This window comes from Pseudomonas sp. SWRI18 (assembly GCF_014268345.1).
Taxonomy (GTDB): Bacteria; Pseudomonadota; Gammaproteobacteria; order Pseudomonadales; family Pseudomonadaceae; genus Aquipseudomonas; species Aquipseudomonas cedrina.
The window spans coordinates 132,513-146,946 of sequence record NZ_JACCQQ010000013.1; the positions used below are offsets into that span (position 1 = coordinate 132,513).

A 14,434-nucleotide genomic window follows, 5' to 3' on the forward strand; every position below is an offset into this window, starting at 1 on the left:
TTCTCGTTTGAGAGGACAGTATCAGGCCGATGCATGCGTCGAATAACATGAACGAAATTCATGAAAAACCTGCCCTGCTCAAAATCGGCACAGGTTTGTTATGATTCGTGCCCTCCGTAATGCCTGACCAGAGTAGTCCCATGTCCGATCGTAGCGTTCGTCTGCAAGCCCTTCACCAAGCCCTCAAGGAACGTATCCTGATCCTCGACGGCGGCATGGGCACGATGATCCAGAGCTACAAGCTCGAGGAGCAGGACTACCGTGGCAAACGCTTCGCCGACTGGCCGAGCGACGTCAAGGGCAACAACGATCTGCTGGTAATCACCCGTCCGGACGTGATCGGCGGGATCGAGAAGGCTTACCTGGATGCCGGCGCCGACATCCTCGAGACCAACACCTTCAACGCCACCCGCATCTCCATGGCCGATTACGGCATGGAAGACCTGGCCTACGAACTCAACGTGGAAGGCGCACGTCTGGCGCGCAAAATAGCCGACGCCAAGACGGCCGAAAACCCGGCCAAGCCGCGCTTCGTCGCTGGCGTGCTCGGCCCGACCAGCCGCACCTGCTCGCTGTCGCCGGACGTGAACAACCCCGGCTACCGCAACGTGACCTTCGATGAGCTGGTGGAAAACTACACCGAGGCCACCCAGGGCCTGATCGAGGGCGGCGCCGACCTGATCCTGATCGAAACCATTTTCGACACCCTCAACGCCAAAGCCGCGATCTTCGCCGTGCAGGGCGTGTTCGAAGCGCTGGCTATCGAACTGCCAATCATGATCTCCGGCACCATCACCGATGCGTCCGGTCGTACCCTGTCCGGCCAGACCACCGAAGCGTTCTGGAACTCCGTGGCCCACGCCAAGCCGATTTCCGTGGGCCTGAACTGCGCCCTGGGCGCCAGCGAACTGCGCCCGTACCTGGAGGAGCTGTCGAACAAGGCCAACACCCATGTGTCGGCGCACCCCAACGCCGGCCTGCCCAACGAATTCGGCGAGTACGATGAATTGCCGTCGGAAACCGCCAAGGTTATCGAAGAATTCGCCCAGAGCGGCTTCCTCAATATCGTCGGCGGCTGCTGCGGCACCACGCCGGGCCATATCAAGGCCATCGCCAAGGCCGTGGCCGGTTATGCGCCGCGCCCGATCCCGGACATCCCCAAGGCCTGCCGCTTGTCGGGCCTGGAGCCGTTCACCATCGATCGCAGCTCGTTGTTCGTCAATGTCGGCGAGCGCACCAACATCACCGGTTCCGCACGCTTCGCCCGCCTGATCCGTGAAGACAACTACACCGAAGCCCTCGAAGTCGCCCTGCAGCAGGTGGAAGCCGGCGCCCAGATCATCGATATCAACATGGACGAGGGCATGCTGGACTCGAAGAAGGCCATGGTGACCTTCCTCAACCTGATTGCCGGCGAGCCGGACATCTCCCGCGTGCCGATCATGATCGACTCCTCCAAGTGGGAAGTGATCGAAGCGGGCCTCAAGTGCATCCAGGGCAAGGGCATCGTCAACTCCATCAGCATGAAGGAAGGCGTGGAGCAGTTCATTCAACACGCCAAGCTGTGCAAGCGCTACGGCGCGGCCGTGGTGGTGATGGCGTTCGACGAAGTCGGCCAGGCCGACACCGAGGCGCGCAAGAAGGAAATCTGCAAACGCTCCTACGACATCCTGGTCAATGAAGTCGGCTTCCCGCCGGAAGACATCATCTTCGACCCGAACATCTTCGCGGTCGCCACCGGCATCGAAGAGCACAACAACTACGCCGTCGACTTTATCAACGCCTGCGCCTATATCCGTGACGAACTGCCGTATGCGCTGACCTCCGGTGGCGTGTCCAACGTGTCGTTCTCGTTCCGTGGCAACAACCCGGTGCGCGAGGCGATCCACTCGGTGTTCCTGCTGTATGCGATCCGCAACGGCCTGACCATGGGCATCGTCAACGCCGGCCAGTTGGAGATCTACGACCAGATCCCGGCCGAGCTGCGCGATGCGGTGGAAGACGTGGTGCTCAACCGCACCCCGGAAGGCACTGACGCCCTGCTCGCCATCGCGGACAAGTACAAGGGCGACGGCAGCGTCAAGGAAGCCGAGACCGAAGAATGGCGCGGCTGGCCGGTGAACAAGCGCCTGGAACACGCGCTGGTCAAGGGCATTACCACGCACATTGTCGAAGACACCGAGGAGTCCCGGCAGTCGTTCGCGCGCCCGATCGAAGTGATCGAAGGCCCGCTGATGTCCGGCATGAACATCGTTGGTGACCTGTTCGGCGCGGGCAAGATGTTCCTGCCCCAGGTGGTGAAGTCCGCCCGCGTGATGAAGCAGGCCGTGGCCCACTTGATCCCGTTCATCGAGCTGGAAAAAGGCGACAAGCCCGAAGCCAAGGGCAAGATCCTGATGGCCACGGTCAAGGGCGACGTGCATGACATCGGCAAGAACATTGTCGGCGTGGTGCTCGGTTGCAATGGTTATGACATCGTCGACCTCGGCGTGATGGTGCCGGCGGAGAAGATCCTGCAGGTGGCCAGGGAACAGAAGTGCGACATCATCGGGTTGTCCGGCCTGATTACGCCGTCCTTGGATGAGATGGTGCACGTGGCCCGCGAGATGCAGCGCCAGGACTTCCACCTGCCGTTGATGATCGGCGGCGCCACCACCTCCAAGGCGCACACGGCGGTGAAGATCGAGCCCAAGTACAGCAACGACGCCGTCATCTACGTGACCGACGCTTCCCGCGCGGTGGGCGTGGCCACGCAGTTGCTGTCCAAGGAATTGAAACCGGCGTTTGTCGAGAAGACCCGCCTGGAATACATCGATGTGCGCGAGCGTACTTCCAACCGCAGCGCCCGTACCGAACGCCTGAGCTACCCGGCGGCGATCGCCAAGAAGCCGCAGTTCGACTGGAGCAGCTACATCCCGGTGGTGCCGACCTTCACCGGCGCCAAGGTGCTGGACAATATCGACCTCAACGTCCTGGCCGAGTACATCGACTGGACGCCGTTCTTTATCTCGTGGGACCTGGCCGGCAAATTCCCGCGCATCCTTACCGATGAAGTGGTGGGTGAAGCCGCCACCGCGTTGTACGCCGATGCCCAGGAAATGCTCAGGAAGCTGATTGACGAAAAACTCATCAGCGCCCGCGCGGTGTTCGGCTTCTGGCCGACCAACCAGGTGCAGGACGATGACCTGGAAGTCTACGGCGACGACGGCCAGCCGATCGCAAAGCTGCATCATCTGCGCCAGCAGATCATCAAGACCGACGGCAAGCCGAACTTCTCCCTGGCCGACTTCGTGGCGCCCAAGGACAGCGGCGTGACGGACTACATCGGTGGCTTCATCACCACCGCCGGCATCGGCGCCGAGGAAGTGGCCAAGGCTTATCAGGATGCGGGCGACGATTACAACTCGATCATGGTCAAGGCCTTGGCCGACCGCCTGGCCGAAGCCTGCGCCGAGTGGCTGCACCAGCAGGTGCGCAAGGACTATTGGGGTTATGCCAAGGATGAACAACTGGATAACGAAGCGCTGATCAAGGAGCAGTACAGCGGCATCCGCCCTGCCCCCGGTTACCCAGCGTGCCCGGACCACACCGAAAAAGCCCAGTTGTTCCAGCTGCTCGACCCCCAAGCCCGCGAAATGCACGCCGGGCGCAGCGGCGTGTTCCTCACCGAGCACTATGCGATGTTCCCGGCGGCGGCAGTCAGCGGCTGGTACTTCGCCCACCCGCAGGCGCAGTACTTTGCCGTGGGCAAGGTTGATAAGGACCAGGTTCAAAGCTACGCCGCGCGAAAAGTTCAGGACCTGGCCGTGACCGAGCGTTGGTTGGCGCCTAACCTGGGTTACGACAACTGATCGGCTATCGGCCCAGCGCGGCGATTTCGGCCGCCGTCAGCTGCCTCATCAACGCCTGCCGTTCATCCTCGTTGGCCTTTTGCAGGGTGTTCATTTTCTGCAGATACTCCGGGTTGATCTCGGGGTATTGGTTCTCCAGCGTCGCGGCTTCGCGCTCAAGGGCTTGTTGCAGCCCGGCTTTGAACCCGCAACGTATCCTTGTTGGCCTGGATCATCTGCTGGCGTACCTGCGCAGCGGTAGCAGGTGTTTCAAACACAGCGCTCAGATGTGCCTGATACTGCTTGCCCAAATCCAGTTGGCGACACAGGCTGGCGAACGCCGCAGGCTTGATCGCCAACCTGTCGCGCAGGTGATAGCGAACTTTGGCAAATGGATAGGTATCGCGCTTGTCGTAAAGAATCTGCTCCAGCGAGCCCGCTGGCGCCAGCCCGCTGGTTTCCTGCAACACCACATCCTCAAACGGCTCATCGGCCTCGAAATTATGCAGCGCCGCTTGTAGCAACGATTGCTGCTCCAAACGTTTATGCGCACGCAGACGGTAGAGCAGCGTCTTGTTGACGTCGGGGGCCAGGGCGAACTGCTTACTCAAGGCTTCGAGCAGCAGCGGTTCGCTGAACTCGGTGATGCCTTTGAAATCTTTCAGCGCCGTGGCCAATGCCTGCGTTGAAGCCTGGCGTTGTACGCCGCTGTCGATCAACGCCTGGCGCAGTGACGGGCTGGCGGCGGCGTATTTCTCGGGGAAGGCTTGCCGCAATTGCTGCACCGGATCGCGGGCGCGGTGCAATGCCTGGATATCGGATGCAGCCAGGTGCTTGATCCATCCAGGCAAGTTGGCCTTGATGAAAGAAGCATGAAATGAAGGGACGGGCATGTTGCGAGTTCCTGATTCGTCATGAAGAACTCTCAGAAAACCACGCCAACGGCGCCCTAAAGCGGTGCACTCTTATGGCAGGGAAGCAGACCAGGCAAAGAGGCGGCGCGCTGCGCTCAAGTCCGTCGGATTGTCTATGCTGTTCCTCACACACCTTGTGGTGAGGAACCTATGGACGAGCACAAACCTCCGACCTTCTGGCAAATGCTGCACAGCGTGGTCGCCGCGGCATTCGGCGTGCAAAGCGGTAAAAACCGCGCACGCGACTTCACCCATGGCAAGCCCAGCCACTTTGTGATTCTGGGCATTCTATTTACCGCAGTGTTTGCGCTGACGCTGTTCGGCATCGTCAAGCTGGTCTTGCACCTGGCCGGAGTGTAAACCGGATCAAACATGTGGGAGCTGGCTTGCCTGCTCCCACATGGGTTTGTCACTGGTCATATTACTGGTGGCTGACCCAGAACACCGCAGTGCCCACCACCAGGATGATCAGGAACAGAATGGCCCACGCGTCCACGGTACTGTCGGGTTTACGGGCTTTTGTCGGATTGCTCATCGCATCGCCTCTTATCGGTTTTATAGGTGACTGCATCAAGACTCGATCACAGTAAAGTTCATACTTGCCCTTATGACAACTGTGGGTATCGCGAGAATCAGTCTCAATAGTCGATTTGGTTATTTGCATATACTCAAACATCACTTTTGCGCATAAACACAAACTGTTATCGTGCGCCGGCTCCGTTGGGAGTGCGCGGCCGTGCGCGCAGATTTGCCGAGAACAGGACCTATATGTACGTATACGACGAATACGATCAGCGCATCATCGAGGACCGCGTCAAGCAGTTCCGTGATCAGACCCGACGCTATCTGGCAGGTGAACTGAGCGAAGAAGAGTTCCGCCCTCTGCGCCTGCAAAATGGCCTTTACGTTCAGCGCTTTGCGCCAATGCTGCGGGTGGCCGTGCCCTATGGCCAACTGACGTCGCGCCAGACGCGAATGATGGCCAAGATTGCCCGCGACTTCGACAAGGGCTATGCCCACATCAGTACCCGCCAGAACGTACAGTTCAACTGGCCGGCGCTGGAAGACGTGCCGGACATCCTGGCTGAACTGGCCACCGTGCAGATGCACGCCATCCAGACCAGCGGTAACTGCCTGCGCAACGTGACCACCGACCAGTTCGCCGGGGTTGCCGCCGATGAGCTGATCGACCCACGCCCCTGGTGCGAAATCGTCCGCCAATGGACGACGTTCCACCCCGAGTTCGCTTACCTGCCCCGCAAGTTCAAGATCGCCATCAATGGCTCGACCTCGGACCGCGCCGCCATCGAAGTGCACGATATCGGCCTGGAGCCGGTGCATAACGCCGCCGGCGAGTTGGGCTTTCGCGTACTGGTCGGTGGCGGCCTCGGCCGTACCCCGGTGGTCGGCGCGTTCATTAACGAGTTCCTGCCGTGGCAGGACCTGTTGAGCTACCTAGACGCCATCCTGCGGGTCTACAACCGCTACGGGCGTCGTGACAACAAGTACAAGGCCCGGATCAAGATCCTGGTAAAAGCGCTGACGCCTGAAGTGTTCGCACAGAAAGTCGACGCTGAAATGGAGCACCTGCGCGGCGGCCAGACCACCCTGACCGAAGCCGAAGTGCACCGCGTGGCCAAGCATTTCGTCGACCCTGAATACAAGGCCCTGAGCAATCAGGACGCCGAGCTGGCAGCGCTGGATAAAGAACACCCGGGTTTCGCCCGCTGGCGTGGCCGCAATACGCTGGCGCACAAGAAGCCGGGCTATGTGGCGGTGACCCTGTCGCTCAAGCCTACCGGTGTCGCACCGGGCGATATCACCGACAAGCAGCTCGACGCCGTCGCCGACCTGGCCGACCGCTACAGCTTCGGCCAATTGCGCACCTCCCACGAGCAGAACATCATCCTCGCGGACGTCGAGCAGAGCCAACTGTTCACCCTGTGGGGCGAGCTGCGCGAAGGCGGTTTCGCCACGCCGAACATCGGCCTGCTGACCGACATCATCTGCTGCCCGGGCGGCGACTTCTGCTCCCTGGCCAACGCCAAGTCGATCCCGATCGCCGAATCGATCCAGCGTCGTTTCGACGACCTGGACTACCTGTTCGACATCGGTGAGCTGGACCTGAACATCTCCGGCTGCATGAACGCCTGTGGCCACCACCACGTCGGCCACATCGGTATCCTGGGCGTGGACAAGAAAGGCGAAGAATTCTACCAAGTGTCCCTGGGTGGCAGCGCCAGCCGCGATGCGAGCCTGGGCAAGATCCTCGGCCCATCCTTCGCCCAGGAAGCCATGCCCGAGGTGATCGGCAAACTGATCGATGTGTACATCGAACAGCGCACCGAAGATGAACGTTTCATCGACACCTACCAGCGCATCGGCATTGACCTGTTCAAGGAGCGCGTCTATGCAGCGAATCATTAAGAACAACGAAGTCGTCGACGAAACCTGGCACCTGCTGCCCAAGGACGCGAGCTTCGACGGCATCTCCAATTGCGACGACCTGATCGTGCCGTTGGTGCTGTGGCGTGAACACGGCCACGCGCTCAAAGCCCGCGACGGCGGCCTGGGTGTGTGGCTGGACGCCGATGAAGAAGCCGAGGAGATCGGTGACGACGTGGAACATTTCCAGGTCATCGCCCTGAACTTCCCGGCCTTCACCGACGGCCGCAACTACTCCAACGCGCGGCTGCTGCGTGACCGTTACGGTTATAAAGGCGAATTGCGGGCGATTGGCGATGTACTGCGCGACCAGCTCTTCTACCTGCGCCGCTGCGGGTTCGATGCCTTCGCCCTGCGCGCCGACAAAGACCCGTACGAAGCGCTGGAAAGCCTCAAGGACTTCTCGGTGACGTACCAGGCCGCGACGGACGAACCGCTGCCGCTGTTTCGCCGGCGCTGAGCCTAAGGCTATAGAGAAGCCCTGGCATGCCAGGGCTTTTTCATGGGTTGAACTTGATCGACGCCAGCACCTTCTGCTGCCCCATTGAACACGTCCCCCCTTCCGGCTGCGCCCCCACCACCTCGATCACCCCCAGCAACTGCGCCTTGCTGTGGGCCAACTGCGCCTGCATCTGTTCGATCTGCGCCACCTTGCGCTCGAGCGCTTCGATCAGCGCCTCGCGTTTATGCTCACCCGGCGCGGGCATCAACGCCTTGAGTTCCTGCAAGGTGAAGCCGGCTTGCTGCGCGCTCTGGATCAATTGCAGGGTGTGCAACGCCTCCGGGGCATAGCGCCGATAGCCATTGGCCTGGCGCCCCACTTGGCTGATCAGCCCTTCGGCTTCATAGAAGCGGATACGCGACGCCGCCAGCCCACTCTGTTTTGCCAACTCACCAATGTTCATCACAACGCCCGCTTGACATTAAAGTTAACTTTAAGCTTAGCCTGGGGCCTCCCCCGCTCAGGAGTCAACCCATGTCACCTTTTGAAGCCTTGCAACTGCCCAATGGCCAAGTCATCGCCAACCGTATCGCCAAGGCCGCGATGGAGGAGAATATGGCGGATGCCAACCAGGCCCCCTCGCGCCAATTGAAGCAGCTGTACAAGGCCTGGGCGGACGGCGAGCCCGGCCTGTTGTTGACCGGCAACGTGATGATCGACCGCCGCGCCATGACCGGCCCCGGCGGCGTGGCCCTGGAAGATGAGCAACACCTGGACAGCTTTCGCGAATGGGCGGACGTGGCCCGCGCCAAGGGCGTGCACTTCTGGGTGCAGCTCAGCCATCCGGGGCGCCAGACCATGGCCAACCTCGGCCAGCAAGCATTGGCGCCCTCCGCGGTTGCGCTGGACCTGGGCGGGTTTTCCAGGATGTTCGCCAAGCCCAAGGCGATGAGCGAAGACCAGATCCAGGACGTGATCCAACGCTTCGCCACCAGCGCGCGCCTGGCCGAGAAGGCCGGGTTCACCGGCGTGCAGATCCATGGCGCCCACGGCTATCTGCTCAGCCAGTTTCTATCGCCGTTGAGCAACCAGCGCACCGACCGCTGGGGCGGCCCCCTGGAGAACCGCGCACGCCTGTTGTTGGAAGTGATCCACGCCGTGCGCGCCGTGGTCAGCCCGTCGTTCTGCGTGGCGGTCAAACTCAATTCGGCGGATTTCCAGCGTGGCGGTTTCGACGAAGCCGATGCGCGCAGAGTGGTCGAGATGCTCAACCCGCTGCCCATCGACTTGCTGGAATTGTCCGGCGGCAGCTACGAAGCCCCGGCCATGCAAGGCGAAGCACGGGACGGCCGCACCCTGGCCCGCGAGGCGTACTTCCTCGAATTCGCCGCGCAAATGGCGAGCATCGCCAAGATGCCGCTGATGGTCACTGGTGGTATTCGCCGCCTGCCCATCGTGCAGCAAGTGCTCGACAGCGGCATCGCCATGGCGGGCATTGCCACCGCCCTGACGCTGGAACCGCAGTTGCTGCGCCACTGGCGCGAAGGTCGCGACCCCAACCCGCAACTCAAGCCGATCGACTGGAAGCGCAAGCCCCTGGCGTCACTTGCCACCCTCGCGGTAGTGCGCGACCAGATGCGCCGGCTCAGTCGCGGTCAGTTGCCCAAGCCCGGCGTCGCTCCCTGCATGGCACTGGTGCGCGACCAGTGGTTTATCGCCCGGCGCACCCGACAATACCGTGCGTCCATGACACAAACGTCCAATTAATCACGGGAGTATTCGCCATGATCGAACTGTCCCCTATTGATCTCACCGTTTTTAACCTCACTGACGATTGGAGTTCTTCATGGCGAAAATCAACCTGGCCCAGCAGTTGGCGACCACCCTTGAACAGGCGGGCATCAAGCGCATCTGGGGCCTGACCGGCGACAGCCTCAATGGCCTCACCGACGCCCTGCGTACCATGGACAGCATCGAGTGGATGCATGTGCGCCACGAAGAAGTGGCGGCGTTCGCCGCCGGGGCCGAAGCGGCTGCCACTGGTGAGCTGACCGTCTGCGCCGGCAGCTGCGGGCCGGGTAACCTGCACTTGATCAATGGCCTGTTCGACTGCCATCGCAACCATGTGCCGGTGCTGGCGATTGCCGCGCAGATTCCGTCCTCGGAGATCGGCCTGAATTATTTCCAGGAAACCCATCCCCAGGAGCTGTTCAAAGAGTGCAGCCACTTTATCGAACTGGTCACCAACCCCGAGCAAATGCCCCAGGTGCTGCACCGCGCCATGCGCTCGGCGATTCTCAATCGTGGCGTCGCGGTGGTGGTGATTCCGGGGGATGTGTCGCTGCTGGAAGTGGAAGACAAGCTCAAGCCATGGCCTGCCCTGCACGCCCCGCGCACACTGCCTGCCGAACAGGACCTGCAACGCCTCACCGAGATCCTTCAAAGCAGCCAGAAGACTACCCTGCTGTGCGGCAGCGGCTGTGCCGGTGCCCATGACCAGGTGGTGGCGCTGGCAGACGCGCTGGGCGCGCCGGTGGTGCATGCCCTGCGTGGCAAGGAACACGTGGAGTGGGATAACCCGTTCGACGTGGGCATGACCGGCCTGATCGGTTTCAGCTCCGGTTACCATGCCATGCTCGATTGCGACACGTTGATCATGCTGGGCACCGATTTTCCGTACCGCCAGTTCTATCCCACCGATGCGACCATCATCCAGGTTGATCGCGATCCGCAGGCGCTCGGCCGTCGCGCCACCTTGGACCTGGGGATTGCCGCCGATGTCAGCGAAACCATCGGCGCGCTGCTGCCGCGCTTGACGCGCAGGACCGAGCGCAGCTTTCTCGAGACTTCCTTGAAACACTACGAAAAAGCGCGCCAGGGGCTGGATGACCTTGCGCAACCGTCCAAGGCCGACCGGCCGATCCATCCCCAATATGTGGCGCGCTTGCTCAGCGAACTGGCAGACGACGATGCGATCTTCACCGCCGACGTCGGCTCGCCGACCGTATGGGCTGCGCGCTATCTGAAAATGAACGGCAAGCGCCGCCTGATCGGTTCGTTCAACCACGGCTCGATGGCCAACGCCATGCCCCAGGCCATTGGCGCGCAGGCCGCCTTCCCCGGTCGCCAGGTGATTTCGATGTCGGGAGACGGTGGTTTCGCGATGTTGATGGGCGACTTCATCTCGTTGGCGCAACTGAAGCTGCCGGTGAAAGTCATCGTGTTCGATAACGCGTCGCTGGGTTTTGTTGCCATGGAAATGAAAGCGGCAGGTTACCTCGACGCCGGCACAGAACTGAAAAACCCGGACTTCGCGGCCATGTCCAACGCCATGGGCATCCTCGGCATCCGCGTGGAGCAATCCGAAGATCTTGAGCCGGCCTTGCGCCGCGCCCTGGCCCATGACGGCCCGGCGCTGGTGGATGTGGTCACGGCCACCCAGGAGTTGGTCATGCCGCCGACGATCAAGCTGGAGCAGGCCAAAGGGTTCAGCCTGTATATGCTCAAGGCGGTGATGAGTGGGCGTGGGGATGAAGTGATCGAACTGGCGCGGACCAACTGGCTGCGCTGATCGAAAGTTTGGCATCGTCCAAATGTGGGAGCGGGCTTGCCCCGCGCTGGGTGGCGAAGCCGCCCCCAACCAGGCGACTCGGTTCTACCTGGAGGGCGGCGGTGTCTTTATTGGGGCCGCTTCGCAGCCCAGCGCGGGGCAAGCCCGCTCACTACACTGCGCATTCGCGAGCAAGTCGAATCGTCGCACCGCCGCTCCCACAGTGGATTTTCGGTGTTCTCAAGCGTGTTGTTTTTCGACCCACTTGGCATAGGCATCAATGAACGCCTGCAGGAACGGCTTGGTCTTTTCCGACACCTTCCCCGCCTCATCAAACACACTGCCCGCCCCGCCCAGGTAGGCTTCCGGCTGCTGCATGCACCACACATCCAGGAACACCAGGGACTGGCGCAGATGATGGTTGGCGCCAAACCCGCCAATCGCACCCGGCGACACGCTGATGATCGCCCCGGGCTTGCCGCTCCAAGCACTCTGGCCGTAAGGCCGGGAACCTACGTCAATCGCATTCTTCAACGGGGCGGGCACGGAGCGGTTGTATTCCGGGGTCACGAACAGCACCGCGTCGGATGAACTCACCTGTTGGCGGAAAGTACTGTAGGCTGCGGGCGGTGAGTCGCCGTCAATGTCTTCGTTGTAGAGCGGCAAATCGCCAATTTCCACAATGTTCAACTTCAGGTTGGCAGGGGCCAGTTCGGCCAGTGCCAGCGCGACTTTGCGGTTGATCGAGTCTTTTCTCAAGCTGCCAACCACGACGGCTACGGTGTAGACCTTGCTCATTGGGGTTTCCCGACGTCTGACTAAAGGAGCTTGTAGTTATAAAGTCTTCGCGGCGTGCGCACCAGAAGGTTTTGATAATCCGCCGGACGTTTACCTCGCGGCATAACGCGTAGGAAGCGTCTGAAATTAGCCGACGAATAGTATTTTTATTCCGTAAGTAAACTACCCCGCTCCATAACGGTCTACAGAACCGCAAATCGAGTGTTTATCTCCAGAGGTTCTAAACAGATGGCAGCAGTACTAGTCGGACAGTTTCATGCCAGAGACGCAGAAGGACGTGTGTATTCGGTGCATGAGTTCCAGGAATCAGACCCGGCGCAGGGCGCCCTGGCAGGCTCGGCACCTACCACCACCTACAAGCTGGCCATTGGCGATCGTGTAGAGAAACTGGAAGGCGACGAATTCAAGCTGATTCAGTCGGGCACCATTCTTGTGCGCGAGTCGCAAACCACACTCGCTTCATAAGGCTCGCCCTGTGCACCTGCCCGGTCCTGGCCATTGATGATGGCGTCGACTGGGCCGGGGCGGTCACGGCCGCTGAATCTGCGTAACTTCAATTTCCTGCTCGCCCTCGACCTGTTTCAAGGTCACCAGTAAACGCCCCCGCTCCCCCTCCACCGCGAACATCGAACGCTGATAGCCCGCCGAGTTGTAGCCGGGATGTGCGACCACTTGCCTCACCAGTGCCACGTCCAGCACCGCGCCCACCTGTTCGGCCACCTGTTCCTGTGAACGGATGAACGCCTCAAGCGCAAGGTTTTCCGGCGTGGTTTCGCTTTGAAGGTTGAAGAGATAAGCGGCCGCGCACCCGATGATCACCAGGACCACCAGCTGCTTGACCGTTACCCCGAGGAATGTCGAGGGTAGAGGCATGTGAGACCAGACCTGTTTTTGTTGTTAACGCCGGTAGCCGGCTTTGGTCGTTGATGATCAGCGCAGCCATTCTATTGAATACACAGCGCGCTGCACATAGACTCCGGCGATGCGTTTACGTCATATCGAAGTGATTCAGGCCATTTTGCAGACCGGACACCCAGGCCTGGCCGCCGAGTGGTTGCAACTGCCCGTGGGCGATGTGGAGGCGGCGCTCAAGGAAGCCGAGCAGCAACTGGGCTTTATGCTCTTTGCCAGCATCCGTGGACGTTTGCAGGCAACCCGCGAAACCCTGGAGTTGCAGGCACACATCGCCCATGTGTATGAGGCGCTGGAGCCCGTGCAACGCCTGGCCAGCCGCTTGAAACACCATCACGCCCCGACCCTGCGCGCCCTGTGCACGCCGCCCCTGGCTAACCAACTGCTGCCGCAAAGCATCGCGATGCTACGCCGGCGCTTCCAGGACACCCCGTGCAACCTGTCGAGCCAGCCCACCCGAGAGATCGTCAGGAGCCTGCTGCTGCACGAAGCCGACGTGGGGCTGAGCCTGCATGATCCGCAACACCCGCAGATCCACAGCGTCGTGCTGGCCCAGGGCAAGCTGCAATTGCTCGCACCCCATGGCTGGCTCAAACCCAAGCAGAAGTACATCGCGGTGCAGGACCTGGCGGGACAATCGATGATCGGGCTTGAGGGCCAGGACCCGCTCAGTCGCTTGCTGGATGCCAAGCTGCAAGCCTTGCGCCCGTTGCCGGTGGTGCAGACGCGCGTACAGACCTACCAGATGATGCGCAGCATGGTGGAAGCCGGAGAAGGCTTGGCGGTGGTCGACCCCTTCACCGCATGCGGCGCGCGGGAGGCGGGGCTGGATGCGTGTCCGGTGTCGCCGCCGATCATGGTCAGCCTGTATGCGCTGACCCTCAAGGAAGCCGCAGCCTCCCCCGCGCTGAATGCGCTGCTGGAGATCGTGACGCAGAAGGCCGAAGGCCTGCTGGCGGGCTAAGCCTTGTCGGCTTCGCTTTTGAACAACCGGTACCAGAATATCGCCACTTCGCGGGTTTGCGGGTCAATGCCGCGATAGCGCAGGTGGTCGATCCCGCCCATCACATAACCGCAGCGCTCGTACAAACGGCAGGCGCCAAGGTTGTTGTTCTGGGTTTCCAGCATCATGCCCGGCAGGTTTTTCTTGCGGCTCCAGAACTGCGCCACATCCAGCAATGCCTTGGCCACCCCATGGCGCCGCGCCGGCAGGACCACGGCCAGCTCATCGACATGGGCAAAGCCGTTCCAATTGGTACTGACCACGATATGCCCCACCGGGCGGTCGTCCAGGTAGGCCATGAAGATCGCGCTGTCGGGCGCGTCGCGAAAACTGGCGAACTCCTCGGGATCGATTCCATAGCACTTGCGGTACGGCAGGATGCGCTCCACGGGCCATTGATCGACCCGCTTGCCCATCTGCGGCTCACCATAGGCGCTGACCTCAAAGCTGAAGTCATTGCCCCACACGTAGGCATCGAAGCCCTCGTCGGCGACCCGGACACTGAGCCCCGGATACTTCGGGTTCATTACAGCTTGCATA

Annotated in this window: 13 protein-coding genes; 8 read left to right on the plus strand and 5 right to left on the minus strand. The window is 61.2% G+C overall.

Translation table 11 applies throughout. The annotated features are described in order from the left end of the window. Nucleotides 1-140 precede the first annotated feature (140 nt). The gene (gene metH / locus H0Z09_RS16130) at nucleotides 141-3,851 is read left to right on the plus strand and encodes a methionine synthase (protein ID WP_186691421.1); all 3,711 of its coding nucleotides are present in this window, start codon (nucleotides 141-143) and stop codon (nucleotides 3,849-3,851) included. A 155-nt stretch (nucleotides 3,852-4,006) separates the two neighbouring features. On the opposite strand, the gene H0Z09_RS16135 is transcribed toward metH, so the two are convergent. Further along, nucleotides 4,007-4,723, minus strand: coding sequence for a DUF6543 domain-containing protein (locus tag H0Z09_RS16135; RefSeq protein WP_186691422.1), 717 nt, complete (start codon nucleotides 4,721-4,723; stop codon nucleotides 4,007-4,009). A 171-nt stretch (nucleotides 4,724-4,894) separates the two neighbouring features. On the opposite strand from H0Z09_RS16135, the gene H0Z09_RS16140 reads away from it, so the two are divergent. The 3 genes from H0Z09_RS16140 to H0Z09_RS16150 all read left to right on the plus strand — a co-directional run bounded on the left by H0Z09_RS16140 (nucleotide 4,895) and on the right by H0Z09_RS16150 (nucleotide 7,649). After that, on the plus strand, nucleotides 4,895-5,104 hold the full coding sequence (locus H0Z09_RS16140; RefSeq protein WP_076952452.1) for a DUF2970 domain-containing protein: 210 nt from the start codon (nucleotides 4,895-4,897) through the stop codon (nucleotides 5,102-5,104). 408 nt (nucleotides 5,105-5,512) lie between these two features. Beyond that, nucleotides 5,513-7,171, plus strand: coding sequence for a nitrite/sulfite reductase (locus H0Z09_RS16145; RefSeq protein WP_186691423.1), 1,659 nt, complete (start codon nucleotides 5,513-5,515; stop codon nucleotides 7,169-7,171). Next, nucleotides 7,155-7,649, plus strand: coding sequence for a DUF934 domain-containing protein (locus tag H0Z09_RS16150; RefSeq protein ID WP_186691424.1), 495 nt, complete (start codon nucleotides 7,155-7,157; stop codon nucleotides 7,647-7,649). The genes H0Z09_RS16145 and H0Z09_RS16150 overlap by 17 nt, the downstream gene beginning before the upstream one ends. A gap of 40 nt (nucleotides 7,650-7,689) precedes the next feature. Here H0Z09_RS16150 and H0Z09_RS16155 read toward each other — a convergent pair whose 3' ends face one another. Further along, nucleotides 7,690-8,094: a MerR family transcriptional regulator gene (locus H0Z09_RS16155; protein ID WP_186691425.1), complete on the minus strand. Its 405-nt coding sequence runs from the start codon at nucleotides 8,092-8,094 to the stop codon at nucleotides 7,690-7,692. A gap of 71 nt (nucleotides 8,095-8,165) precedes the next feature. Between H0Z09_RS16155 and H0Z09_RS16160 the strand changes: the two genes are divergently transcribed. Next, nucleotides 8,166-9,398 (plus strand): NADH:flavin oxidoreductase/NADH oxidase family protein, encoded by a 1,233-nt coding sequence (locus tag H0Z09_RS16160; protein WP_186691426.1) that lies wholly within the window; start codon nucleotides 8,166-8,168, stop codon nucleotides 9,396-9,398. Between the two features lie 79 nt (nucleotides 9,399-9,477). Next, the gene (poxB, locus tag H0Z09_RS16165; protein ID WP_186691427.1) at nucleotides 9,478-11,202 is read left to right on the plus strand and encodes a ubiquinone-dependent pyruvate dehydrogenase; all 1,725 of its coding nucleotides are present in this window, start codon (nucleotides 9,478-9,480) and stop codon (nucleotides 11,200-11,202) included. A 219-nt stretch (nucleotides 11,203-11,421) separates the two neighbouring features. On the opposite strand, the gene H0Z09_RS16170 is transcribed toward poxB, so the two are convergent. Continuing rightward, nucleotides 11,422-11,979 (minus strand): NAD(P)H-dependent oxidoreductase, encoded by a 558-nt coding sequence (locus H0Z09_RS16170; protein WP_186691428.1) that lies wholly within the window; start codon nucleotides 11,977-11,979, stop codon nucleotides 11,422-11,424. A 228-nt stretch (nucleotides 11,980-12,207) separates the two neighbouring features. On the opposite strand from H0Z09_RS16170, the gene H0Z09_RS16175 reads away from it, so the two are divergent. Further along, entirely contained in the window at nucleotides 12,208-12,444 is a 237-nt protein-coding gene (locus H0Z09_RS16175) for a hypothetical protein (RefSeq protein ID WP_076952458.1), read from the plus strand. Between the two features lie 63 nt (nucleotides 12,445-12,507). On the opposite strand, the gene H0Z09_RS16180 is transcribed toward H0Z09_RS16175, so the two are convergent. Further along, complete coding sequence (locus tag H0Z09_RS16180; protein WP_186691429.1) at nucleotides 12,508-12,852, minus strand: hypothetical protein; 345 nt, start codon at nucleotides 12,850-12,852, stop codon at nucleotides 12,508-12,510. A gap of 109 nt (nucleotides 12,853-12,961) precedes the next feature. Between H0Z09_RS16180 and H0Z09_RS16185 the strand changes: the two genes are divergently transcribed. Then, nucleotides 12,962-13,855, plus strand: coding sequence for a LysR substrate-binding domain-containing protein (locus H0Z09_RS16185; protein ID WP_186691430.1), 894 nt, complete (start codon nucleotides 12,962-12,964; stop codon nucleotides 13,853-13,855). Here H0Z09_RS16185 and H0Z09_RS16190 read toward each other — a convergent pair. Continuing rightward, nucleotides 13,852-14,433, minus strand: coding sequence for a GNAT family N-acetyltransferase (locus H0Z09_RS16190; RefSeq protein WP_076952585.1), 582 nt, complete (start codon nucleotides 14,431-14,433; stop codon nucleotides 13,852-13,854). The genes H0Z09_RS16185 and H0Z09_RS16190 overlap by 4 nt on opposite strands. Between the last annotated feature and the right edge of the window lies 1 nt (nucleotide 14,434).